28 protein-coding genes are annotated in these 23395 nt (G+C 65.5%); 16 read left to right on the forward strand and 12 right to left on the reverse strand.

Annotated features, from left to right (window positions below):
* Positions 1-14: 14 nt before the first annotated feature.
* Positions 15-323 carry an ArsR/SmtB family transcription factor gene (locus tag CK489_RS14920; protein ID WP_198960928.1) on the reverse strand — a complete coding sequence of 103 codons (309 nt, stop codon included), beginning with the start codon at positions 321-323 and terminating at the stop codon, positions 15-17.
* A 105-nt stretch (positions 324-428) separates the two neighbouring features.
* On the opposite strand from CK489_RS14920, the gene CK489_RS14925 reads away from it, so the two are divergent.
* From CK489_RS14925 to CK489_RS14940, 4 genes are read left to right on the forward strand one after another with little or no spacing between them, the layout of a single operon-like run.
* The gene (locus tag CK489_RS14925) at positions 429-1715 is read left to right on the forward strand and encodes an NAD(P)/FAD-dependent oxidoreductase (RefSeq protein WP_095732783.1); all 1287 of its coding nucleotides are present in this window, start codon (positions 429-431) and stop codon (positions 1713-1715) included.
* The gene (trxC, locus tag CK489_RS14930) at positions 1712-2155 is read left to right on the forward strand and encodes a thioredoxin TrxC (RefSeq protein WP_050628855.1); all 444 of its coding nucleotides are present in this window, start codon (positions 1712-1714) and stop codon (positions 2153-2155) included. Before CK489_RS14925 ends, trxC begins: the two co-directional genes overlap by 4 nt.
* A gap of 29 nt (positions 2156-2184) precedes the next feature.
* Positions 2185-2388, forward strand: coding sequence for a YgaP family membrane protein (locus CK489_RS14935; RefSeq protein ID WP_050628856.1), 204 nt, complete (start codon positions 2185-2187; stop codon positions 2386-2388).
* A 15-nt stretch (positions 2389-2403) separates the two neighbouring features.
* Positions 2404-2793 carry a DUF302 domain-containing protein gene (locus CK489_RS14940; RefSeq protein ID WP_095732784.1) on the forward strand — a complete coding sequence of 130 codons (390 nt, stop codon included), beginning with the start codon at positions 2404-2406 and terminating at the stop codon, positions 2791-2793.
* A 153-nt stretch (positions 2794-2946) separates the two neighbouring features.
* Here CK489_RS14940 and CK489_RS14945 read toward each other — a convergent pair whose 3' ends face one another.
* The 4 genes from CK489_RS14945 to carA form a co-directional block, all read right to left on the reverse strand.
* Complete coding sequence (locus tag CK489_RS14945; RefSeq protein WP_095732785.1) at positions 2947-3471, reverse strand: hypothetical protein; 525 nt, start codon at positions 3469-3471, stop codon at positions 2947-2949.
* A gap of 71 nt (positions 3472-3542) precedes the next feature.
* Entirely contained in the window at positions 3543-4643 is a 1101-nt protein-coding gene (locus tag CK489_RS14950) for a mandelate racemase/muconate lactonizing enzyme family protein (protein WP_095732786.1), read from the reverse strand.
* Positions 4644-4769: 126 nt separating this feature from the next.
* Positions 4770-5267, reverse strand: coding sequence for a PaaI family thioesterase (locus CK489_RS14955; RefSeq protein ID WP_095732787.1), 498 nt, complete (start codon positions 5265-5267; stop codon positions 4770-4772).
* A 147-nt stretch (positions 5268-5414) separates the two neighbouring features.
* Entirely contained in the window at positions 5415-6608 is a 1194-nt protein-coding gene (gene carA / locus CK489_RS14960) for a glutamine-hydrolyzing carbamoyl-phosphate synthase small subunit (protein WP_095732788.1), read from the reverse strand.
* A 161-nt stretch (positions 6609-6769) separates the two neighbouring features.
* On the opposite strand from carA, the gene CK489_RS14965 reads away from it, so the two are divergent.
* The 9 genes from CK489_RS14965 to CK489_RS15005 all read left to right on the forward strand — a co-directional run bounded on the left by CK489_RS14965 (position 6770) and on the right by CK489_RS15005 (position 14100).
* On the forward strand, positions 6770-7471 hold the full coding sequence (locus CK489_RS14965) for an alpha/beta fold hydrolase (protein WP_095732789.1): 702 nt from the start codon (positions 6770-6772) through the stop codon (positions 7469-7471).
* Between the two features lie 58 nt (positions 7472-7529).
* Complete coding sequence (locus CK489_RS14970) at positions 7530-7985, forward strand: GatB/YqeY domain-containing protein (protein WP_050628862.1); 456 nt, start codon at positions 7530-7532, stop codon at positions 7983-7985.
* Positions 7986-8000: 15 nt separating this feature from the next.
* On the forward strand, positions 8001-8468 hold the full coding sequence (locus tag CK489_RS14975; protein WP_095732790.1) for a hypothetical protein: 468 nt from the start codon (positions 8001-8003) through the stop codon (positions 8466-8468).
* 65 nt (positions 8469-8533) lie between these two features.
* On the forward strand, positions 8534-10054 hold the full coding sequence (locus tag CK489_RS14980) for an FAD-dependent oxidoreductase (RefSeq protein WP_095732791.1): 1521 nt from the start codon (positions 8534-8536) through the stop codon (positions 10052-10054).
* Positions 10055-10111: 57 nt separating this feature from the next.
* Positions 10112-11722: an acyl-CoA synthetase gene (locus tag CK489_RS14985; protein WP_050628865.1), complete on the forward strand. Its 1611-nt coding sequence runs from the start codon at positions 10112-10114 to the stop codon at positions 11720-11722.
* Positions 11723-11754: 32 nt separating this feature from the next.
* Positions 11755-12225 (forward strand): MarR family winged helix-turn-helix transcriptional regulator, encoded by a 471-nt coding sequence (locus CK489_RS14990; RefSeq protein ID WP_050628866.1) that lies wholly within the window; start codon positions 11755-11757, stop codon positions 12223-12225.
* Positions 12226-12309: 84 nt separating this feature from the next.
* Positions 12310-12678 carry a nuclear transport factor 2 family protein gene (locus CK489_RS14995; protein ID WP_095732792.1) on the forward strand — a complete coding sequence of 123 codons (369 nt, stop codon included), beginning with the start codon at positions 12310-12312 and terminating at the stop codon, positions 12676-12678.
* A 3-nt stretch (positions 12679-12681) separates the two neighbouring features.
* Positions 12682-13116, forward strand: a complete 435-nt coding sequence (locus tag CK489_RS15000; RefSeq protein WP_095732793.1) for a hypothetical protein — start codon at positions 12682-12684, stop codon at positions 13114-13116.
* A 180-nt stretch (positions 13117-13296) separates the two neighbouring features.
* On the forward strand, positions 13297-14100 hold the full coding sequence (locus tag CK489_RS15005) for a DUF2189 domain-containing protein (protein WP_095732794.1): 804 nt from the start codon (positions 13297-13299) through the stop codon (positions 14098-14100).
* A 3-nt stretch (positions 14101-14103) separates the two neighbouring features.
* Here the strand turns inward: CK489_RS15005 and CK489_RS15010 are convergent, their stop codons facing one another.
* From CK489_RS15010 to CK489_RS15025, 4 genes are read right to left on the reverse strand one after another with little or no spacing between them, the layout of a single operon-like run.
* Positions 14104-14619, reverse strand: coding sequence for an SRPBCC family protein (locus CK489_RS15010; protein WP_095733641.1), 516 nt, complete (start codon positions 14617-14619; stop codon positions 14104-14106).
* Between the two features lie 32 nt (positions 14620-14651).
* Entirely contained in the window at positions 14652-15119 is a 468-nt protein-coding gene (locus CK489_RS15015) for an SRPBCC family protein (RefSeq protein WP_095732795.1), read from the reverse strand.
* Entirely contained in the window at positions 15112-15576 is a 465-nt protein-coding gene (locus tag CK489_RS15020) for an SRPBCC family protein (RefSeq protein WP_095732796.1), read from the reverse strand. Before CK489_RS15020 ends, CK489_RS15015 begins: the two co-directional genes overlap by 8 nt.
* The gene (locus CK489_RS15025) at positions 15569-15883 is read right to left on the reverse strand and encodes an ArsR/SmtB family transcription factor (protein WP_028343393.1); all 315 of its coding nucleotides are present in this window, start codon (positions 15881-15883) and stop codon (positions 15569-15571) included. The genes CK489_RS15020 and CK489_RS15025 overlap by 8 nt, the downstream gene beginning before the upstream one ends.
* A 120-nt stretch (positions 15884-16003) precedes the next feature.
* Between CK489_RS15025 and CK489_RS15030 the strand changes: the two genes are divergently transcribed.
* The 3 genes from CK489_RS15030 (at position 16004) to CK489_RS15040 (ending at position 18833) form a co-directional block, all read left to right on the forward strand.
* Positions 16004-17446, forward strand: coding sequence for an LVIVD repeat-containing protein (locus CK489_RS15030; protein WP_245350378.1), 1443 nt, complete (start codon positions 16004-16006; stop codon positions 17444-17446).
* Between the two features lie 8 nt (positions 17447-17454).
* On the forward strand, positions 17455-17988 hold the full coding sequence (locus CK489_RS15035; RefSeq protein ID WP_095733643.1) for a hypothetical protein: 534 nt from the start codon (positions 17455-17457) through the stop codon (positions 17986-17988).
* Between the two features lie 227 nt (positions 17989-18215).
* Complete coding sequence (locus CK489_RS15040; RefSeq protein WP_050426284.1) at positions 18216-18833, forward strand: LysE family translocator; 618 nt, start codon at positions 18216-18218, stop codon at positions 18831-18833.
* Positions 18834-19039: 206 nt separating this feature from the next.
* Here the strand turns inward: CK489_RS15040 and CK489_RS15045 are convergent, their stop codons facing one another.
* From CK489_RS15045 to CK489_RS15055, 3 genes are read right to left on the reverse strand one after another with little or no spacing between them, the layout of a single operon-like run.
* On the reverse strand, positions 19040-19963 hold the full coding sequence (locus CK489_RS15045; protein WP_095732797.1) for an FAD binding domain-containing protein: 924 nt from the start codon (positions 19961-19963) through the stop codon (positions 19040-19042).
* On the reverse strand, positions 19960-22641 hold the full coding sequence (locus CK489_RS15050; protein WP_095732798.1) for a molybdopterin-dependent oxidoreductase: 2682 nt from the start codon (positions 22639-22641) through the stop codon (positions 19960-19962). The genes CK489_RS15045 and CK489_RS15050 overlap by 4 nt, the downstream gene beginning before the upstream one ends.
* Positions 22638-23300 carry a TetR/AcrR family transcriptional regulator gene (locus CK489_RS15055; RefSeq protein WP_095732799.1) on the reverse strand — a complete coding sequence of 221 codons (663 nt, stop codon included), beginning with the start codon at positions 23298-23300 and terminating at the stop codon, positions 22638-22640. Before CK489_RS15055 ends, CK489_RS15050 begins: the two co-directional genes overlap by 4 nt.
* Positions 23301-23395 lie beyond the last annotated feature (95 nt).

Raw genomic sequence — 23395 nt, forward strand, 5'->3', positions numbered from 1 at the left:
GACGGTCGCGGGGGTCATAATGTTCGTTTTCGTTTGATGCCCGCCGGAGCGCAGTAGGCTTCATAGAGCGCCTGCAGGACCTTCCGCGCGGGCTCGCTCGCGATCGAATAGAAGATCGTCTGTCCGTCGCGGCGAGCGGAGACCAGGCCATCCTTGCGTAGGAGCGCAAGATGCTGAGAGACCGTGGAGTCACGCAGATCGAGAAATTCGGCGAGCTCGCCGACCGATCGCTCGCCGTCGATCAGCTGGCAGATGATCAGCAGCCTGTGGCGGTTGGAAAGCGCCTTCAGCAGATTGCCGGCCTGGTCGGCCGCGCGTTCCATGATGTCGATATCGATATTCATAGTTGCGTATATACGAATATATGAATATATAGTCAACCATTATCGAATGGCCGGGACAGCCGGCGATGTTCAGAGGAGGTGCGCATGGCGGAAGTTGTCGTGATCGGAGCCGGCCTCAGCGGCACGCTGATGGCCTATGAATTATTGCCGCAGCTGGGCAGGGACGATCGCCTCAGTGTGATCTCGCAGGGGGCCGTCTATCACTTCGTCCCGTCGAACCCGTGGGTGGCGGTCGGCTGGCGCAAGCGCGAGGAGATCGAGATCGATCTCGAGGAGATCATGAAGCGCAAGAACATCCGCCTGCTGACGCAAGGCGCGAAGCGCGTTCATCCGGCGGAAAATCGCGTCGAGCTCGGCGACGGTACGTCGGTGAACTATGACTATCTCGTGGTCGCGACCGGGCCGGAGCTTGCCTTCGACGAAATTCCGGGGCTCGGGCCGCAAGGCAACACCCAGTCGATCTGCCATGTCGACCACGCGTCGCACGCAAGGGAGGCGTTCGAGCGGCTGGCCGCCAATCCCGGACCGGTGGTGATCGGCGCGGTGCAGGGCGCCTCGTGCTTCGGACCAGCCTACGAATTCCTGTTCATTCTTGAGACCGAGCTGCGGCGCCGCAAGCTGCGCGACCAGGTCCCGATGACCTTCGTCACGTCGGAGCCCTATATCGGCCATCTCGGCCTCGACGGCGTCGGCGATACCAAGGGCCTGCTCGAGAGCGAGATGCGCGGGAAGCACGTCAAGTGGATCACCAATGCCCGGGTCAAGGCGGTCGAGGCCGGCAAAATGCTGGTCGAGGAAGTGGCTGAAGACGGCTCGGTTCGCAAGACCCACGAATTGCCGTTTGCCTATTCGATGATGCTGCCGGCGTTCCGCGGCGTCGAGGCGGTTCGCGGCATTGACAAGCTGACCAATCCGCGCGGCTTCGTCATCGTCGACAAGCATCAGCGCAATCCAGCCTTCCCCAACGTCTTCGCGGTCGGCGTCTGTGTGGCGATCGCGCCGGTCGGCACGACTGCCGTGCCGGTGGGCGTGCCGAAGACCGGCTTCATGATCGAGTCGATGGTGACGGCGGCGGCGATGAACATCGGCGCGCTGCTGAAGGGCAGGGCGCCGACGACACAGCCGACCTGGAACGCGATCTGCCTCGCCGACTTCGGCGATTCCGGCGTCGCCTTCCTGGCGCAGCCGCAGATCCCGCCGCGCAACGTCAACTGGTCCTCGAAGGGCGAGTGGGTGCACTACGCCAAGGTCGCATTCGAAAAATACTTTCTCCGCAAGATGCGGCGCGGCGAGAGCGAGCCGTTCTATGAGCGGTTTGTGCTCGACAAGCTCAACATCGCCAAGATCAAGGAGGTCCGTACCGGGACATGAGCGAGACGTCTCAGATCGTATGTGGACATTGCGGGCGGACCAACCGTCTGCCGGCCGGGCGTGCCGCTGATGGCGCGCGCTGCGGCTCCTGCCATCAGCCGATGTTCACCGGCCATCCGATCGAGGTCGACGAGGAGGGCTTTACGCGTCAGCTGGCGAACAGCGACGTTCCTCTGCTGGTCGACGTCTGGGCTCCGTGGTGCGGTCCGTGCCGCGCCATGGCGCCGATGTTCGAACGGGCGGCTCAACAGCTCGAGCCGAGGGTACGGCTGCTCAAGCTCAACTCCGATCGCGCCGCCGCGACCTCGTCTCGCCTCAACATCACGGGAATTCCGACGCTGTTGCTGATGCGCCGCGGCCACGAGATCGCACGTCATTCCGGGGTGATGGATGCACGCAGCATCGTTGCCTGGACCGAGGCCGGCCTCGGCCGTTCCTGATGCCACTGAAACCGAAGAGGAGTTTTGCCATGAATATCGACAAGGCCGTTCTAGCCTTCGCGGGGAGCGTCGTTCTGCTCGGCCTCGCGCTCGGCACCTACGTCAACGCCTATTGGTACCTGCTGACGGCCTTTGCCGGGCTGAACATGATCCAGGCGTCTTTCACCGGGTTCTGCCCTGCGGCGATGGTGTTCAAGAGGCTAGGATTGCGCGGCGGATGCGCGTTCAGCTAACTTCCGGAGAGAGCGATGACATACCACTTCTCGAAAACGGTCGACATGCCGTTCGATGCGGCCGTTGCGGCCACGACGGCCGCGCTGAAGAACAACGGCTTCGGCGTGCTCACGCAGATCGACGTCAAGGACACCCTCAACAAGAAGATCGGCGCCGAATTCCGCCCGTATCTGATCCTGGGGGCGTGCAACCCGAAGCTCGCCTACGAAGCGCTTACGCTGGAGGACAAGATCGGCACCATGCTGCCCTGCAACGTGGTGGTCCAGCAGCACGAAGGCGGCAAGGTCGAGATTTCGGCGGTCGATCCCGTGGCTTCGATGAGTGCGATCGAGAACCGCAAGCTCGGCACCGTTGCCGACAAGGTTCGCGGCCTCCTGCAGCAAGTCGTTGCTGATATCGCCTGAGGCAGTCGCAGCGGATCGCGAAGCGGCGCCAATTTATTTCGCGATCGGCGACAAGATATGGCGATCGCTGGCTGCAGGGCTGTGTGGCAATGCCGCGCATTCCGGCGCGGTGAATGCAGCCCTACACGTGAGCGAAACCCGTTGATCCGTACGTCAGGCGCGTTTCCATAGCCGCAGCAGCGGCCCGTCCCTGCCCAGCACCGGGTCGGTCGCGGGCACCGCGACCAGCGGGATCGTCCTCAGTGCGCGCGCGTGGCTCTCGGGCGTCGGCCGTTGCAGGTCCATCGGCGGGCCCGGCGGATAGGCGCCGACCACGCTGAAATCGCTGCTCGCGGACAGGCATTGATGCCCGGTGCCGGCCGGCAGGATCGCGACGTCACCGGCTGCGATCTCCAGCGCGCGGCCATGCGCGCCGCCGAACTGCACGCGTGCGCTGCCGCGCGCGACGCCCAGCACCTCGTGCACGGTGGCATGGTAATGCGCGAAATCGTAGACGCCGTTGCGCCACATCGCGCCCCAGCCATTGCTGCCGAACAACTGCTCGATCGTAGCCTCAGGATTGCTGCCGACGTCGACCGCGCCTTTGTAGACCAGGAACGGCATCGGATTGTTCGGCACCAGGCCGTCGTCCTGAAAGACGAAGGTCTGGGGCTCGGCATCGGGACTCACGACCGGCATGGCGGCTCTCCAGCGTTGCGCGCGGCGGCGATATCATGACCGACAAGCCGTCGGCCCGGAAGCCGTTCCCGCTAGATCTTGAACTTCAACACCTCGTCCTTGAATCTGAGCCCGTGCCCCGGCCGCTCCGGCGCGGTGATCGTGCCGTTGGCGATCTCCGGCGGATCGACCCAGAGGTCGTCGATCAGCGCCATGTTCTCGCACCAGATGCCGTTCGGGATCGAGGCGAGAAGATGCACGTTGAGTTCGGGGAACAGATGCGGCGCGATGGTGATGCCGAACGTGTCCGCCAGCGTCGCGATCTTGCGCAGGTCGGTCATGCCGCCGCGCATCGGGTCGGGTTGCAGGATCGGCAGGCAGGGATTGAGGAAGAACGGCCGCAGATCGTAGCGCGTGAAATGCGTCTCGCCGCCGACGACGCGCATGTCCAGCGCCGCCGCGATGCGCTGATAGCCGGCGAAATCATCGGCCGGTACCGGCTCCTCGAGCCAGTAGATATCGTACTTCTCGAACTTGCGCCCCATCTCGATCGCGACATCGGCGCTCCAGCCCATGTTGACGTCGATCATGATGTCGATGTCGGGCCCGAGCGTCTCGCGCATGCGGCGCACATTGTCGAGGTCCTGCGCCGGGGTGTGAACGTGCGCGACCTGCATCTTGATCGCCTTGTAGCCCTGCTTGACGAAATGCAGCGCCTTCTCGATCATCCCGTCGCCGCCGGCGCCACGGAAGCAGCCGGAACCATAGACCGGGATTTCCGAGCGATAGTGCCCCCACAGCCGGTGCAGCGGCAGGCCGGCGCGTTTTCCCAGCGCATCCCACAGCGCGATGTCGAGTGCCGACATCGCCATCGCGGCGATGCCGCCGCGGCCATAGGTCATCGTCGCGGTCCACAGATCGCGCCAGATCGCCTCGATCGCGCTGGCGTCCTTGCCGATGACGCGCGGGATGATGCACTCGTCGAGGCAGGCCGCTATCGACTGCATCGCCGGGCGGAACACGAACAGATAGCCCATGCCGGTGATGCCGCCTGACGTCTCGACATCGCAGATCAGGATGTCGCGCGTCGCGCCGAGCGCTGCGCCCTTCAGCCAGGGATCGTCGGCCCAGGGCAGCCGCAGCATCGTCACGCGGATGTCGCGGATGGTCATGTCGGAACTGGCTGATTTCATCGGGGTTTCCCTTATCCATGCCGGATCATGTTGCCTGATCTCGGATAAGGGAAACTCAATCACAGAGTGCAGGCGGCGATCCAGCGCGCTTCGTCATGCCTCCAATGCGTGAAGACGCGATTGCGTTCAGGTATTCTTGGGAAGCTCGAACACCAGGCAAGTGGTCGTGGCATGCGCGATCAGCTTGCCCTTGCCGTCGCTGATCCGGGCTTCGGCGGTTGCAACCCGGCGGCCGGCGTTGAGCACCTGGCCCTCGGTGCGGATCGTGCCGGTGTCCTGGCTCATGCCGCGGACGAAGGAGATCTTGAACTCCAGCGTGGTGTAGCCGAACCCCTGCGGCAGCGTGGTCTGCACCGCAAGCCCCATCGCGGAATCCAAGAGGATCGCGGCGTAGCCGCCATGCACCGACCCGATCGGATTGTAGTGGCGCAGGCCCGGGATGCTGTGGATCACCACATGGCCCTGATCGGCGGTGCAGTCGAACGGTTCGACGTTCTCCATGATCGGCGGTTCCGGCAGGGCACGGGCGAAGATGCCGCGCACGAAGTCGAGCCCCGGCATCGACGCCATCACCTCCATCGAGGAGACACCGTAGGTGGGCTTCGGGGTGGCGCTGTCGCTCATGTCGGGCAATCCTGCTGCGTGATGATCGTCATCTTATGACGAGTAGCTTGGCAGCGTCCGCTCAGGCAAGGCGTGACAAAAGATCATGCCCGGACCTGATGGTCCGGGCATGGGGTATTCTTGAAGGACTGCGCCGAAGGCTGCGGGTTACGCGGCCTGCTTCTTCTGCCGCATCAGATCGGCAAAGCGCTGGAACAAATAGTGCGAGTCGCGCGGGCCGGGCGAGGCCTCAGGGTGATACTGCACCGAGAACACCGGCTTGCCTTCGAGCGCGATGCCGCAATTGGAGCCGTCGAACAGCGAGATATGGGTCTGGGTCGCGCCCTTGGGCAGCGTCGCCTGGTCGACCGCAAAGCCGTGGTTCATCGAGGTGATCTCGACCTTGCCAGTGGTCTCGTCCTTGACCGGATGATTGGCGCCGTGGTGACCCTGATGCATCTTCATGGTCCTGGCGCCAACGGCGAGGCCGAGCATCTGGTGGCCGAGGCAGATGCCGAAGGTCGGCGTCCCCGACGCGATCACCTTCTGGATCACGGGCACGGCATATTTGCCGGTCGCGGCGGGATCGCCGGGGCCGTTCGACAGGAACACGCCGTCCGGCTTCATCGCCAGGATGTCCTCGGCCGCCGTCGTTGCCGGCACCACGGTCACCTTGGCGCCGACGCCGGCGAGCAGGCGCAGGATGTTGCGCTTGATGCCGTAGTCGATCGCGACCACGTTGAATTCCGGCGCGGTCTGCTGGCCGAAACCCTTGCCCCACGCCCACGGCGTCTCGTCCCAGGTAAAGCGCTGGCCGGAGGTGACCATCGGCACCAGGTCCATGCCCTCGAGGCCGGGCCATTCGCGGGCCTCTTCCTTCAGGCCGTGCAGGTCGAACTCGCCGGTCTTGGAATGCGCGATCACCGCATTGGGCATGCCCTTGGAGCGGATCAGCGCGGTCAGCGCGCGGGTGTCGATCCCGGACAGGCCGATGATGCCGCGCGCCTTCAACCACTGGTCGAGGTGGCGGGTGGCCCGGTAGTTCGAGGGATCGGTAATCGCCGAGCGCAGGATCACGCCGCGCGCGCCGGGCGTCGCGGCCATGTTCACCGTCTCGATGTCTTCCTCGTTGGTGCCGACATTGCCGATATGCGGGAATGTGAAGGTGATTATCTGGCCGGCATAGGACGGATCGGTGAGGATCTCCTCATAGCCGGTCATCGCCGTGTTGAAGCAGACCTCGCCGACGGCGTGGCCTTCCGCGCCGAGACCGAAGCCTTCCAGCACGGTACCATCGGCGAGCACAAGGAGCGCGGTCGGTTTGTGGTCCGGCCAGGCGGGAGCGTTTTCGGATGTTGTCATGAGCCCTTTAAATAGAGGCCGCACGCTGCGGCGTCAAAGCGAAAGGGCGCGGATTCACACGGCAATCCCGGCCGATTTGACAGGCCGGAACGGCCTTTTAATCTAAAGTTCCCTGAAGCGGCCGTTTGCTTGCCGAAAATGACCCGGTCCGGAGCTCCCGCATGGACAATACGATGCCGATCCTGCTCGTCCCGGGCCTCATCTGCTCACCGCGGATCTTTACCCCGGTCATCCCGGCGCTGTGGCGGTGCGGGCCGGTCACGGTCGCCAACCACGTCAGGGACGACAGTATGGGGGCGATCGCCCGCCGCATCCTGGCCGAAGCGCCGCCGCGCTTTGCCCTCGCCGGGCATTCGATGGGCGGCTACATCGCCTTTGAGATCATGCGGCAGGCGCCCGAGCGGGTCGCGAAGCTGGCGCTGATGAGCACCCAGGCGCGGGCCGACACGCCGGAGGCGACCGCGCGCCGCCGCGGCATGATCGAGCGCGCCCGGGGCGGGCAATATCGGGACGTGGTCGACGAGCTGTTTCCGGGCTTCGTGCATCCGTCGCGGCAGGGCGATCCGGGCCTGCGCCGGACTGTTTATGACATGAGCGAGGATGTCGGTGCGGAGGCCTTCATCCGCCAGCAGAATGCGGTGCTCAGCCGGCCGGATTCGCGGCCGAGCATGGCCTGGATCAAGTGCCCGACCCTGGTGCTGACGTCGGATACCGACAACACCGTGCCGAATTCGCTGTCGGACGAGATGGCCAACGGCATTCCCGGGGCCAAGCTCGTCGTGATCCCCAATTGCGGTCACCTGCTGCAGCTGGAGCAGCCGCAGGCCTGCGCCGATGCGCTGGTTGAGTGGTTGCGGAACTAGGTTGTTCTGCCACCGTAAACTGCCTACATGAGGGGATTACTGGTTCAAGGATACAGAGATGCTGCGCGACGAGATCAACACTGCGGTCAAGGAAGCGATGAAGGCGAAGGACGAGCGCAAGCTCTCCACGCTGCGCATGGTCAATTCGACCATCAAGAACGCCGACATCGACGCGCGCGGGCAGGGCAAGCCGCCACTCTCCGATGCCGATCTGCTCGGCCTGTTGCAGAAGATGATCAAGCAGCGCCAGGAATCGGTCGAGCTCTATGACAAGGGCGGCCGCGCCGAGCTCGCCGACCAGGAGCGCGCGGAGATCGCGGTGATCTCGGCCTATCTGCCGAAGCAGATGTCCGACGACGATGTGAAGGCCGCGATCTCGGCCATCATCGCCGAGACCGGTGCCGCCGGGATCAAGGACATGGGCAAGGTGATCGGCGCCTTGAAGGCGAAATACGCCGGCCAGATGGATTTCGGCAAGGCCAGCGGCCTGGTGAAGGCGGCACTCGCGGGTTAGCGACGGAGGCTTCCGATGTTTCGTGTCGCCGCGGACAGCCTGGAAGCCTATCTCGCCTTTGATCCCGCGCGGACCGCGGACCTCGAGCAGGTCCATGCGGTGATGCGCAAGGCCGCGCCGTCGCTGAAGCGGCACTTTCATGCCGGCACGCCGGCCGGCGAGGCCGGCATGCGCATGAACATGATCGGCTACGGTCAGTTTCGCTACGCGATCAAGTCCGGCAAGACGGCGGCCTGGCCGGTGATCGGGGTGGCGCTGCAGAAGAACTACATCAGCATCTACGTCGCGGTGACCCGCGGCGGCAAGCCGCTGGTGTCCTGCTACGCGGGCAAGCTCGGCGAATTGCGCGCGGGCGGCAACAATTTCAGCTTCGAGGCGTTTGTTGATCTGAAGGCGCCCGCTGTCGCGGCGCTGTTCGCCGAGGCCGCCGATATCTTCAAGGCGGATCAGGAGAACCCGGTCCGCTACATGCAGGGAAGCTGATAGCGACAAAGTCCCCGTGAAAGCGGCGCCTCGTTGCGAAGTTCTGGATAAACTGGAGACAGGCCATGGCCGACCAGCAAGCTCCTTCCGGTCCGGATCTGACACAAGGCGTGGGCCTCTCCGACTTTCCGGGCGCGATGCTGCTCGGCCATGTCGGCGACGAGGCGGTCCTGCTGGTGCGCTCGGGGGCGGATATCTTCGCCATCGACGCGCATTGCAGCCATTACCACGGACCGCTCGCCGACGGCCTGTTGGAGGGCGAGACCGTCCATTGCCCCTGGCATCACGCCTGCTTCGACATTCGCACCGGCGAAGCGACCGCCGCGCCCGCGTTCAATGCGCTCGCCATCTGGAAGGTCGAGCGGGAGGGCGATCGCATCATCGTGCGCGAGAAGCGTGCGCAGCCGAAACCCCGCATCAATGGCGTGGTCGATGTGCCCGGCGGGATCGTGATTGTCGGCGGCGGCGCGGCAGGCTTTGCCGCCGCCGAGATGCTGCGACGGCAGGACTACCGCGGCAGCATCGTCATGCTCAGCAGCGAGACCGCACCGCCGGTGGACCGGCCGAACCTGTCAAAGGACTTCCTCGCCGGTAGCGCGCCGGAAGACTGGCTGCCGCTGAAGCCGGACGATTTCTATACTGACACGGCGATCGACCTGAAGCTTGCGACCGAGGTCAAGTCGATCGACACCGGCCGCCGCGACGTCGTGCTCGCCAGCGGCGAAACGCTCGCCTACGACCGGCTGCTGCTGGCGACCGGCGCGGAGCCGGTGCGGCTGCCGATCCCGGGCGCCGACCAGCCGCACGTTCACGTGTTGTGCAGTCTCGACGATTGCCGGGCGATCATCGCCTCGGCCAGCGGCGCGCGCCGTGCAGTCGTGATCGGTGCAAGCTTCATCGGGCTCGAGGTCGCGGCGTCGCTGCGCGCACGGGAGATCGAGGTTCACGTCGTCGGGCTGGAAGCGCGGCCGATGGAGCGCGTGCTCGGGCCCGCCATGGGCGATTTCGTCCGCGCCCTGCACGAGGAGCATGGCGTCGTCTTCCACCTCGGCGACACGGTGACCGCGATCGACGGCAAGCGCGCGCAGCTGAAGAGCGGGCCCGTGCTCGATGCCGATCTCGTCGTGGTCGGTGTCGGCGTGAAGCCGCGGCTGGCGCTGGCGGAAGCGGCCGGGCTCGCGATCGATCGTGGCGTGACGGTGGACGCCCATCTCGAGACCAGCGCTCCCGGCGTCTATGCGGCCGGCGATATCGCGCGCTGGCCCGATCCGCACAGCGGCCAGAACATCCGGGTCGAGCACTGGGTGGTCGCCGAGCGCCAGGGCCAGACCGCCGCGCGGAATATGCTGGGCCAGCGCGAGGTCTTCGATGCGGTGCCGTTCTTCTGGAGCCAGCATTACGACGTGCCGATCAACTATGTCGGCCACGCCGAGCAGTGGGACGAGATCGCGGTGGACGGCAGCATCGCCGGCAGGGATTGCGTGCTCCGCTACAAGCGCGGCGGGCGCGTGCTGGCGGTCGCGTCGATCTATCGCGACCTCGACAGCCTCAAGGCCGAAGTTGCAATGGAGCGGAAGGCGGCCTGACCGCTTTCTCCTCAAGGAAGGGTTTGTGGTCCGGCGGCAATGCTCTAATCTGCGGCCATGCTTCAGGAAGCCAAAACCTACGACGAGCTCTATCGCAACTTCCGCTGGGACGTCCCCGCGCGCTTCAACATGGCGACCGCGTGTTGCGATCGTCATGCTGATGGCACCGGCCGGCTGGCGCTGATCTATGTCGACGAGGATGGCGCTATCACGCGTACCTCGTTCGACGAGGTCGCGGACGCCTCGCGCCGCTTCGCCAATGTGCTGATCGCCGACGGCCTGATGCGCGGCGATCGCGTCGCGGTGTTCCTGTCGCAATCGCTCGAATTGCCGGTCGCGCATCTCGCCGCGTTCCGGGCAGGGATGATTTCGATCCCGCTGTTCGCGTTGTTCGGCGAGGACGCGCTCGAATTCCGCCTGTCGAACTCGGCGGCGAAAGCCGTGATCACCGATCAGGCCGGCTGGGAGAAGATCGCAAAGATCCGCGATCGTCTGCCCGAGCTGAAGAGCATCTACATCGTCGGCGAAGAAACGCCGCCCGGAACCAAATCGTTCTGGAGCGCGATCACTTCGGCGTCGCCGGAATTCACCACGGTCGACACCTCCGCCGACGATCCCGCGCTGATCATCTACACCTCGGGCACCACGGGCAATCCGAAGGGCGCGCTGCATGCGCAGCGCGTCGTGCTCGGCCATCTGCCGAATGTCGAGATGTGCCACAACTTCCTGCCCAGGCCGGGCGACCTGATGTGGACGCCCGCCGACTGGGCCTGGATCGGCGGCCTGATCAACGGCCTGTTCGCGTTCTGGTACCACGGCATCCCGATGGTCGGTCACCGCGCCCGCAAGTTCGAGCCGCAGGCGGCGATGCAGATGATGGCCGAGCTCGGTATCCGCAACGTGTTCCTGCCGCCGACCGCGCTGAAGCTGATGCGGCAGGCCGGCGTGAAGAATTCCGGCGTCAGGCTGCGCAGCATCTTCACCGGCGGCGAGTCGCTCGGCGGCGAATTGCTCGGCTGGGTACGCGAGACCTTCGGCATCGACGCCCATGAGGTGTTCGGCCAGACCGAATGCAATCTCGTGATCGGCTCTAACTCCAATTTGTTTCCGATCCGCCCGGGCTCGATGGGCCGCGCGACGCCGGGCTTCGATGTTCGGATCGTCAACGACAAGGGCGAGGAATTACCGCGCGGGCAGCGCGGCATCATCGGCGTGCGCCAGCCGTGCCCCTGCACCATGATCGAATACTGGCGCAATCCCGAGGCTACCGCGAAGAAATATGCCGGCGAATTCCTGTTGACCGGCGATCTCGGCGTGCAGGATGCGGACGGCTATTTCTGGTACGTCAGCCGCGAGGACGATGTCATCACCACGGCCGGCTATCGGGTCGGTCCGTCCGAGATCGAGCACACGCTGATGAAGCATCCGGCGGTCGCGATGTCGGCGGTGGTCGGCATTCCCGATCCGATCCGCACCGAATCGATCAAGGCCTGGATCGTGCTACGCCCGGGCTATGCCGCGAGTGACGCGCTGGCGCGCGAGATCCAGGAGTTCGTCAAGGTGCAACTCGCCGCCCACGAATATCCGCGCTTCGTGCAGTTTGCCGACAGCCTGCCGATGACCGCCACCGGCAAGGTGCTGAGGCGCGAGCTGCGGGCGCTGGGCTAGATTCCTTCCGGCAAGTTCGTCACGATAGATACATGCAAAAAACCGCCTCCCAGGTCCCGGGCCTGCATCGCGCCTCGCTTAGGAAACTCCACGAACTGGATGCGGCGCTGGAGCTGATGTATTACGGCTGGCGCGGGATGACGCTATCGGCCGATCAATATCTCGACACGGTTGGCCTGTCGCGTCCGCACCATCGCATTCTCTACGTTGTTGCCCGGCGGCCCGACATCTCGATCGGCTCGTTGATCGAGGTGCTCGGCATCTCCAAGCAAGCCTTGAACCGGCCGCTCGCATTATTGCTGGAGCGCAAGCTCGTGGCGGCGAAGCGTTCGCCCGAGCAGCATCGTTCCAAATTGCTGCGCCTGACGGCAGCAGGGCAAAAAATCGAACAGACCGCGTCCAGCCACGAGCGGAAAGTCCTCCGTGACGCCTTCGATCGCGTCGGCGCGCCCGGCGCCGCCGCGTGGATGGCGGTCATGGAAGCGATCGCCGACAACAACTAGCGGCATCCTAACGTCAACATAATTGACCTGAGGATTGCGCCATGGCAATCTTCCTGCGGTCACGCCGCAGGGAGGGCGTGCAGCATGGGCGAGCAGATCATGGATCGTAAAGCGGCCGGACGTTTCGTCGAGGCGTGGTGCGCCAACTGGTGCAAGGTCGATATCGACGCCGTCGTCGCGCACTTTGCCGAGGATGCGGAGATGCGCAGCCCGTTGGCGCTGAAATTGACTGACGCCCCTGTGGTCGCAGGGGTCGAGAACATCCGCGCCTACTGGCGCAAGGCCTATGGAAGCATCGGGAGCGCCGACCTCAAGATCCTGAACTGGAGCTGGGACGAAACGATCGCGCGGCTGACGGTGTGGTGGCAATTGGGCGACACGCGTGCCAGCGAGTTCATGGATTTCGACGCTGCCGGCCGTGTGGTGCGCAGCGAAGCCTTCTACGGAAAATAGCCGATGCGATTTTCGAGTTTTGTCCTGCTGCTCAATGCACTCTGGTTCTGCGCCGCATTCGTCCAGTTCAGCATCGCCCAGCGCAACACGCTGAAGATCCTGGTCCCGCGCGAGGAGCGCGGAAATCCGATTGCGCCGACTTTGTCGGCCAGCGTCGCGTTTCTCGGCGGGATCAACCTGCCGATCGGCCTGCTATCGCTGTATTTGCTGCTGGCAAGGCCGCCGTTCTTTCAAGCGGCGGAGGCACAGCTTGCCTTGTTCCTGTTCTTCGCGGCGTGTCACTTCAGCCAGTTCGCCTACAATCTGCCCGTCGTGATGCGCGGCGGACGCGTCGGGGTCGCCTACTGGCCAGTCTTGAAGGGGCCGATGCTGCGGATCTTCGTCATCGACGCAACTCTGTTCGTCGCCAATCTCGTCGTCGCCCTCCTGCTCGCGTAGCGATTCAGTCGCATCGCCCGGGGGCTGATCGGCGCTTCCCGATCCGATCCGCCCGGGTCCATCAAGGCGCAGGCCGTGCTGCGGTGCAGCCCGCGGCACCTGTCGGAGTATTGATCCGCGTCAATGCGGCTCGCGCGATCACCTGCATCGATGTGCACTCAATCATTCGCGGCAGGGTTGATGTCCGTCTCTGGCAAGTTCGATCCGGTGGTGCGCAGGATCCGCGTGGCTGATATCGCGGAAGCGCTTGGCCAGGGGCTGCGCGACTTCCAGGCAGTCCCGCTCTACGGTTTGATGTTCGGCGCCATCTACATGCTCGGCGGCAACGCGATCCTGCTGTGCCTGACGGCGCTCGGCATGGTCTATCTGGCCTATCCGCTGGCCGCGGGTTTTGCGTTGATCGGCCCGTTCGTCGCGATCGGGCTGTACGAGATCAGCAGGCGTCGCGAAACGGGTGAGCCGATCACGCTCGGCGCGATATGGTCGAAGCTGCGCTCGCGCGGCGAAATCGGCTGGATGGCGTTCGTCACGCTGTTCGTCTTCATCATCTGGATGTACCAGGTGAGGCTGTTGATCGCCCTGATCCTTGGGCTCAGCGCCTCCTTTGCCAGCCTTCACGACTTTCTGACCGTGGTGCTGACCACAAATGAGGGCCTGTTGTTCCTCGCCATCGGCAATGCGGAAGGCGCGGCGTTGTCGCTGATCCTGTTCTCGCTGACGGTGATATCGTTCCCGTTGCTGCTGGATCGCGAGGTCGACTTCGTCACCGCGATGATCACGAGCGTGCGCGCGGTGGTGACGAGCCCGCTGCCCATGATCGGATGGGCCGCGGTGATCGTCGCGCTGCTGATCGTCTCGGTGGTCCCGTATTTCCTCGGACTTCTCGTGACGATACCCGTGCTGGGCCACACCACCTGGCATCTCTACCGCCGCATCGTGGTCCCGGTCGGCTCCCTTGCGGATCCGATCCTGCGCAGGGAGTGAACCTCAGGTCGGCATCGGAATCCCCAATTCCTTCAGTGCCGCCATCATGCGCTGCGGAGGCTGCATCGGGATCACCATCGCCTTGCCGGTCTCCAGCATGCTCTTCAGGCTGGAGAGGATCGCCGGCCAGCCGGCGCGGCCGCCGGACAGGATGTCGTCGCTGATCGGGCGGTCATGCGATTGCAGCAAGGTCAGCTTGACGCCGTCGCCGGCCGGCTCGATCTCCCAGGTGACGAGTGTCGGCCCGAGCTTCTCGACGAGCTGCGGCCAGTTGACGTTGAAGGTCACGGTCAGCCGCCGCAGGGGATCGCACTCGATCACCTCGCCGGAGATGTGCACGGCGCCGTCCGGCGTGCGCACGATGTAGGCGCCGCCGAGGCGAAGATCGACCTCGACCGCGTTGCCGGAGAAGTACTGCCGGCTGAACTCGGCGTCCGTCAACGCTTGCCACACCTTCTCCGGGGTGGAAGCGATGTAGATCGCGTAGACGATCGCCGGTTTGAATGTCTCGATGTTCATGTCCGCACGTGTCCTTCGATAGATCTTCATTGTCATTCGAAGCCGTCGATTCCGAGCGCGGCCGGCGGGATCGCGACCGCCTTGCCGGTTTCGAGCAGGCTCTTGAGAGCGGACAGGATCGCAGGCCAGCCCCTGGAAATGCCGTCGAGCAGCTTGCTGCCGACGCCGAAGCCCTCATGGGTCACGGTCAGCTCCACGATCTTGCCGAACGGCTCGAGCGTGAACACGACCTTGGTTGCCGGCTCCTTGCGCAACTCGGGGTTGGCCTCGTGCTTGAACGTGTAGGAAAGGCGCCGCGGCCGGTCGGCCTCGAGGATCTCGCCGGTGTCGGTGGTCTTGCCGCTCATCACCAGCGCGAGCGGCGAGCCGACCTTCCAGTCCGATTGCAGCTCGGTGTCGAACCAGTACTGCCGCGTGAACGTGCTTGAGGTCAGCGCATCCCACAGCTGCTCCGGCGTGGTCTCGATGTAGGTGACGTAGGTGAATTCGGGCTTAGGCATGGTAGGGCTCCCTGGCGCCGCTCGTGAGCAGTTCGGCCGGCAGTTCGCGCCCGGTCTCCAGGAAGCTCTTCAGACTCGCGATCACCATCGGCCACCCGCCGGAGATGTCGCGCAGCGTCTTCGGGCCGAGATTGTCGTGCGTCATGGTCAGCTTGACGATGCCGCCGTGTGGCTCGATGTCGAAGGTCACGCGCGAGACCTGCTCGCGCTCGACGCCTTCCTTCACCACGTCCCAGCTGTAAGCCAGCCTCTTGGGCGGATCGGCGATCAGCACCTCGCCCTGCACGGCGCGGCGGCCGTCCTTGCTGAGATGATGCGGCGAGCCGACCTTCCAATCGGAGGTGGCGCGATAACCGAACCAGAAGCGCTCGGTGAACTCGCTCGATGTCAGCGCGTGCCACAGCTTCTCGGCCGTGGTCTCGATATAGGTGACGTAGACGTAGTCCGGTTTACTCATCACGCTTCTCCAATTGTCGCTTCAATTCGCTGAGCGCGGCGAGTTTGCCGCGCTCGAACTTCCTGATCCACCGCTCGCCGATCTGATGGATCGGAACCGGGTTGAGATAATGCAGCTTCTCGCGACCATGCTTGATCGTGGTGACGAGGTTTGCCTCTTCGAGAATCACAAGGTGCTTGGTGACGGCCTGACGCGTCATGTCGAGCCCGTCGCAGAGCTCGCCGAGCGTCTGCCCGTTCTGATCGTGAAGCCGGTCAAGCAGCGTCCGCCGTGAGGCATCCGCGAGCGCTTTGAAGACCTCATCCATGGGTTGGATAATAGGCAACCAAATGGTTGCATGTCAAGAGCGTGTGTTTTGGCATTGTTATCGCCGTGCTAGCGTCACGCGCAGCCAACGCAGATTGGCAGGGAACTCGGGGTGGTGCGCATGGGTGGTCGCGTTACGGCGGTTTGCTGCACGTTCTTTCTCGCTCTGTTCGCACATGGTGCGAGCGCCCAGCAGAAGATCGGCGATCCGCCAGAAGCCTCCAACATGAGGCTGGTTGGAACCAACGATCTGCAGGCGCGCAGCGCCTATCAGCCGACCATCCATCACCAGGGCGATCGCTGGATCGCCTATATCGGCCATCACGGCGGCACCGACAATAATCCCGATCCGGTCAACCCGATGACCGGCAAGCCCGAACCAAATGGCACCTCGATCGTCGACGTCACCGATCCCGCGCATCCGAAGTACCTGCGGCACATCCCGGGCCAGGAGGGCAAGTACGAATCCGGCGGCGCGCAGATGGTGCGGGTCTGCGACGGCAAAGACCTGCCGAAGGGCGATCGCAACGCGGTCTACATGCTGCGCACCTTCGGCAGCGAGGCGCATGAGATCTGGAACGTGGCCGACCCCGCCAATCCCGTGCTGCTCGCCCGGATCGGTGACGGGCTAAAGGACACGCACAAGAATTTCTGGGAGTGCAACACCGGCATCGCCTACCTGGTTTCGGGCGCGCCGGATTGGCGCACCCGTCGCATGACGCAAATCTATGATCTCTCCGATCCCGTGCATCCCGTGAAGATCAGGGATTTCGGTCTGCCCGGGCAGGAGCCGGGCGCGACCGGCGCGGTGCCGACCGAACTGCACGGCCCGATCTCGACCGGGCCGCAGGGCAACCGGGTTTATTTCGGCTACGGCACCAACAAGGGCGGCTTCCTGCAGATCGTCGATCGCGAGAAGCTTCTGAACGGGCCGAAGGACCCGACGCCGGACAATCTGAAATTCCCGGAGATCGCACGAATGCCGCTGTCGGCGATGAACGGCGCGCATACGGTGTTCCCGATGCCCGGCATGCCGATCGCGGAATTCGCGCACGACAAGGATGGCAAGACCCGCGACATCGTGATGATCGTGGACGAGGCGATCCAGAATGAATGCGGCGAAGCGCGACAGATGGTGTGGTTCGCCGACGTGACCACCGAGGCGCAGCCGATGATGATCTCGAGCTACACCGTACCGGAAGCCTCTGGCGGGTTCTGCGAGCGCGGCGGCCGGTTCGGCTCGCATTCGTCGAACGAGAGCATGGCGCCGATCTATTACAAGAAACTCGCCTTCATCGCTTTCTTCAACGCCGGTGTCCGCGCGCTCGACATCCGCGATCCCTATCACCCCAAAGAGGTCGGCTACTTCATTCCCGCCATCACCGCGGCGACCGACAAGCGCTGCGTCACCATCGACGGCAGGGCGCGCTGCAAGGTCGCGATCCAGACCAACAATGTCGAGACCGACGATCGCGGCTACATCTACGCGGTCGACCGCGCCAATACCGGCCTGCACATCCTCGAACTGACGGGCGCGGCACGCGCGGTCGCCGCTCTGCCGTGAGCTTTTTCATGACGCGCTCGTGGCCGCTCATCGTGGCGATGTTCCTGGCGCTCGGCGGCCTCTCGGCCGTGGCCGGTTACGAGATGGCGCCGCCGCGGGCCGCGCAGTGGCGCGAGATCGCCTGGCCGTTCCCGCGCGACGGTTGGCCCGCCGGCCGTGCCTTCCGTTGCGGCTCCACGGAGTGCGGCACCGAGCTCGAGGTCTATCTCAGGCCGAAGCTCGGCTTCTGCAACTGCGACAGCGGCGTCGCCGATGACGATGAGGTCGACCGCGTCGCCGATGTCGACATGATCAGCCCGCGGTTTGTTCCGCACAAGGCGGGCGACGCCGTGCGGGTGGCGGACATGCCGGGACGGATCAGGGCCTATGATCTCGATGGCCACCGCACCGCGATCGGCATCGCGGTGTCGCATCGCTGCGATCTGATGGCGGTGGCGGCGCAGGGGAGTGGTGATGCCGCGCGGGTCCAGCAAACGACGTTGAAGTTTCTGGAGGGGCGAGAGATCAGAACGTGGATGGCCGCGGCCATGGAAGGGCGTTGAGCGCCGCGCTCCCATTCACCTCGCCCCGCCTGCGGGGAGAGGCATAGGCCGCCTTCGGCGGCCGTCCCAAAGAACGCCGAAGCGAAGCTTCGGCTGTGTCGCATCGTCGGATGCGATCCGGGTGAGGGGGACAGGTCCAACCCGCAAGAGCGGGGCGAGGGAGCAGAGATGTTTCCTTGTCGGCTGCTCGCGTGCATAATGGCAGCAAAGAACCAGAAGAGCCCCCCATGTCCCTGCAAGCCTATTTCGCCTTCGTCGCCGCCTGCATCGCGCTGGCGCTGTTGCCCGGTCCGATCGTCACGATGGTGATCGCCAACGGGCTGCGCTACGGCACGCGCGCGGCGCTCACCAACGTGCTGGGCGCGCAGGTCGGGCTTGCGATCGTGATCGGCATCGTCGCGGTCGGCCTGACCTCGCTGATGGCGACCATGGGCTATTGGTTCAACTGGGTGCGCTTTGCCGGCGCCGCTTACCTGGTCTGGCTCGGCATCAAGCTGATCCGCTCGCCGGTCGAGGGCGTAGGCACCGACGACAAGCCGCCGCCACCGCGCGGCGGCTTCTTCCTGCAGGGCTTTCTGGTGCTGCTGTCGAACCCGAAGGTGCTGGTGTTCTTCGGCGCGTTCATTCCGCAGTTCATGGATATGGACAAGCCGCATCTGCCGCAAGTGGCGCTGCTCGGCGTCACCTTCATGGCGACCGCGGTGCTGACCGATGCCGCCTACGCGCTGGCCGCCGGCCGCGCCCGAAAGTTCTTCTCCAAGGAGCGGACGCGACTGATGTCGCGCATCTCAGGCGGCTTTATGATCGGCGGCGGCATCTGGCTGGCGCTGACCCGGGCGCGGTGAGAGCCTGCGCGCCCTCTGCTTCACCTCGCCCCGCGTGCCGGGAGAGGTCGGAACGCATCGTCAGATGCGTTCCGGGTGAGGGGGAGTCTCCGCAAATGCAGCTGCCGGCGGTTACGCGGAGATGGCCCCTCACCCCAACCCTCTCCCCGTAAGAACGGGGCGAGGGAGCGCAGCGCCGTCGTTCTCCGACCTGCTCGCATCACGCGCTACGTCGCGATCCGCTCCATTACGTCGCGCACCAGGCCGGTCAGCAGCTCGAGTTTGTAGCCGGTCATCGGCAGCGGCTTGGCTCCCGATGTTGCCAGCTCGGCGGCTTGTGCGATGGTCGCGGCAGTGGCCGGCTTTCCCTCCAGCGCAGCCGCGCATGCGGTGAGCTGCAGCGGCACCGGCGCGATGCCGCCGACGGCGATGTGGACCTCTCGGAATGTGCCGCCTGATATCACCGCCCGCGCGCAGACCTCGACCAGCGGCCATTCCGCATAGGAGCGGCTGATGGCGCGCTTGTAGTGCGCGCGCTCGCCGGCGAGCGGGGCAGGGAGCTCGATCCGCTCGATCCGTTCGCCCGGCGCAAGCAGATTGTCGGCCGCACCGTTGCTGCCGTCGCCGAGCAGGTCGGTGATCGACAATCCGCTGCGCCGGTCCGTGCTGACCTTTGCGCCATAGGCCATCAGCGCCATCGCCATCGTCGACGGATGCGGCGCCACGCAAGGACCGAGATCGAACGCGACGTGATAGAGGTGGTTGCCCGATCGCGCCGGGCAGTCGGCGCCGCCTTTCTTGAGGCAGGCGATCTGCGGATTGCGGTAGTACCAGCAGCGCGAGCGCTGCGCGAGGTTGCCGCCGAGCGTCGCCATGTGCCGTATCTGCGGCGTGGCGAGCCCCAGTGCGGCAGCCGCGATGCCGGGATAGGCCTGGGCGAGCCGCGCGTCCGATGCGATCGCCGCGATCGCGGTCAGCGCGCCGACCCGCGCCGAGCCGTCCGCATTCCACGCGACCCCGATCGTCTCGGGACTGGCGGTGAGATCGATGACCTCTCCGCACGACAGGCCGCTGCGGCGGCGCTCCGACAGGTCGGTGCCGGCGGCACGGAATTCGGGGGCGGACATTGCAATTGCAGTTGCGGCGCTCATGCGGCGGTCCTCCCCTTCAGCGCGGCGACGATGCGGTCGGGCCGGATCGGAATCTCGGTGAGGCGGACGCCGATCGCATCGTGGATCGCGTTGGCGACCGCGGCCGAGGTCGGCACCGTCGAGGCCTCGCCGATGCCGACGCTGTTGCCGAGCACATGGTCGAAGCCGGCTTCGTCGAAATGCACATCGATCGCCGGCGTGTCGGCGATCCCCGGGATGCGATAGTCTTCCATCCCCGCGGTCAGCACGTCGCCGGTCTTCGGATCGAGCTCGCGCGCTTCGTAGAGCGCGTAGCCGAGGCCCTGGATCACAGCGCCGCAGGCCTGGCTGCGCGCCAGCGCGGGAGAAGCGATCTTGCCGACCGCGATGCCGGTGTGGACGTTGAGCACGCGGACATGGCCGAGCCAGGTGTCGACCTCGACCTCAATCACCTGCACCGAGCTCGGCACGCCGGCGCCGACCGCGATGTTGGAGAAGCGGCGCATCATCCAGCCGAACACCATGCCCATCAGGCCGACCTCGCGCAGCGGCGAGCGGATGCCGGGCGCGGTGTTCTTGCCGTCCTCGCCGCGCGTCTCGACGACGGCGATATCGGGCGAGCGCGCGATCAGCTCGCGCCAGGGCGCGTTCGAGCCGGGCGCAGGCTTTCGTGTCGCCTGTTCGAGGATTTGAGCCTTCAGTTTCCGCACCGCCTGCAAGGTCGGCGGCATCACCGAGGCGGTGACGCGGCTGCCGCCGGAGCCGGGCCCTTCGGGCAGCGAGGAATCGCCGATCCGTACATCGATGTCAGACGGTTCGAGATCGAACTCGCGCGCGATGGTGTCGGCCAGCACGCTGCGGGTGCCGGTGCCGATGTCCTGCGTCGCGGTGCTGGCGACGATGCGGCCGGCCTTGACCGCGACCTCCACCTTCACATTGGGTTGCCAGAGATAGAGCCAGTAGCCGGTGGCGACGCCGATGCCGCGGCGATAGCGGCCGGTCTGTGCCGGTTTGCGATTGCGCCAGATATCGAGCCCGGAGGCCCAGTCGTAGAGCCGCTGGCGGTTGGGATCGGGATCCCAGCGCTTGCGCAGGGCGATCGGATCGACCTTGAGCCGCAGCGCGGCCTCGTCGATCGATTGCTCCACCGCGAAGGCCATCGGCGGCCCGCCGGGGCCACGGAAGGCGGCGCCGGGCGGCAGATTGCTGATGACGTCGAAATCCGACAGGTCCTTTGCCTCGGCCGGATAGATCAGCCGTGCCAGGCCGGCGATGGTCGAATTGGTCGCGGCGCCTGTATCGGCATGCGCAGTGACGGAGAGCGCCTTCAGGCCGCCCTGGTCGGACGGCAGCAACGCGACCTTCAGTTCCGCGGCCGGCCGATAGCCGGCAACCGAGAGCTCCTCCTGCCGATCGTAGGCAACGCGCACCGGCGCCTTCGCCTCGCGCGCCAGCTCGATCGCAGCAATCGTCTCCGTGCCCAGGCTCGCCTTCGAACCGAAGCCGCCGCCGACGTGATCGGCGATGACGCGGACCTTGTGGTGATCGAGCCTGTAGCGCTTGGCGATCTGCTCCTTCAGGTGAAACACCTGCTGGGTCGATGCGTGCAGCGTCAGGCGGTCGCCGTCGAAGCGCGCCACCGCGGCATGGGGTTCGAGGCAGGCATGCTGCTGCGTGGCGGTGCGGAAGGTGGCTTCGACCAGCAGCTTGTTATTGGCCTGGCGTGCCTCGTCGACCCAGCTGCGCGCCTTCTTGGCGCGGGTCGAGAACACCGCGGTCGGGCCGCGGATGTTCTGCTTCCACGGCGCCGGCCCGCCGGCCGCTTCCGAGACGTTGCCGGCCCGCTTGCGGCTCGCCTTGTCGAACACCACCGGCGCGCCGTCCTTGCGTCCGGCGTCGAGCCCGACCACCGCCGGCAGCTTGTCGTAGGTCAGCTTGATCGCGGCGAGCGCGGCCAGCGCCGTCTTGCGGTCCTTTGCTGCGACCGCCGCGATCGGCTCGCCGACATAGCGCACGACCTTGTCGTCGCCGAGCAGCGACACCGCGGTGACGCCCGCGAGCGCGCGCGCCGGAGCCAGATCGAGCGCGGCGATGCGCGCATGCGCCTCGCGCGAGCGCAGGATCAGGCCTTCGAGCTGGCCGTCATGGTTGATGTCGACGGTGTATTTCGCCGCGCCCGTCACCTTGTCGCGCGCCTCGATGCGGGGCGCTGCGACATGGTCGCCGTCAAAGCGGCCGGCGCAGGCATCCGCGACCGCGCGGAAAATCCCGTCATAGGCGCCACAGCGGCAGAGATGGCCCGACAGCGCCGCGCCGATCTCCTCGCGCGAGGGCACCGCCGTTCCCCTGGTCGCGCGCCATTGGTCGCAGAACGCGGTCGCCTCAACGATGAAGCCCGGCGTGCAGAAGCCGCATTGCAGGGCGTCATGCGCCATGAACGCCTTCTGCACCGGATGCAGCCCTGCGGCGCCGATGCCCTCCACCGTCGTCACCGCCTTGCCGGCCGCGGCCTGCGCCGGCATCAGGCAGCTTGCGACCGGCGCGCCGTCGACCAGCACCGTGCAGGCGCCGCAGACGCCGGCGCCGCACACCAGCTTGGTGCCGGTGAGCTTGAGCTGGTCGCGCACGATGTCGATCAGCAGCGCGTCGGGATCATCGGGCAGGGATTCGACGCGGCCGTTGACGGTCGTCGTGGTCATGACTGTCCTCCAGTTGTCCTGCGTGTCGGCTTCTTTGCGGGCGCCGCCTTCTTGGTGGGCGGCTTCTCGGATTTCGGTACGACGCCCGCGCAGAGCGTTCGCACCATGATCGCCATGTCCTTCAGGAACGCGTCCGCCGGCTGCATCGCCGGGTACTGCGATTTCGCTGCGTACATCGACATCTCGACCAGCCGGGCGAATTCGGCCGGCGACAGGTCTTGCGGCAGCGCGAGCTGCTGCCGGCGCACGTTCCGCGCGATCGTCGCGACCATCCGCTCCGCATATCGCGCCGCATAGGTCTGGTAGAGGTCGCGGGCGTGCACGAGGTGCTCGGAATACAGTTCCTCGAGATGCGGCGAGCCATCCAGCGATCCGATCATGGTCGACATCCGCGCGGTCATGCCCGCGGCAAGGATGTCGCCGAGATTGCCGCCTGCCGTCTCGGCTTCGGCCACGGCTGCCTCCTCGGCAGCGATCGCGGATTCATGGATGCGCTCGATCACGGCGCGGAACAGCGCTTCCTTGGATTCGAAATGATGATAGAGCGCCTGCCGCGTCAGGCCGGCCGCCTCGGCGACCTGCTCGATCGAGGAGCGGCGAAAGCCGTGCCGGCGGAACACCAGCATGGTGGCATCGAGGATGCGGGTCTTCGGTCCCATTTGACGAATTTGACAAATGTAGGAGAATTGTCAAATCGCGATTTGGTGAGGCGGCCCGCCGCGGCGCCCGCACCCGTGTGAGCCGCGTCACGGAT

The sequence above is a fragment of the Bradyrhizobium sp. UFLA03-84 genome (genome assembly GCF_002289535.1).
Lineage (GTDB): Bacteria > Pseudomonadota > Alphaproteobacteria > Rhizobiales > Xanthobacteraceae > Bradyrhizobium > Bradyrhizobium viridifuturi.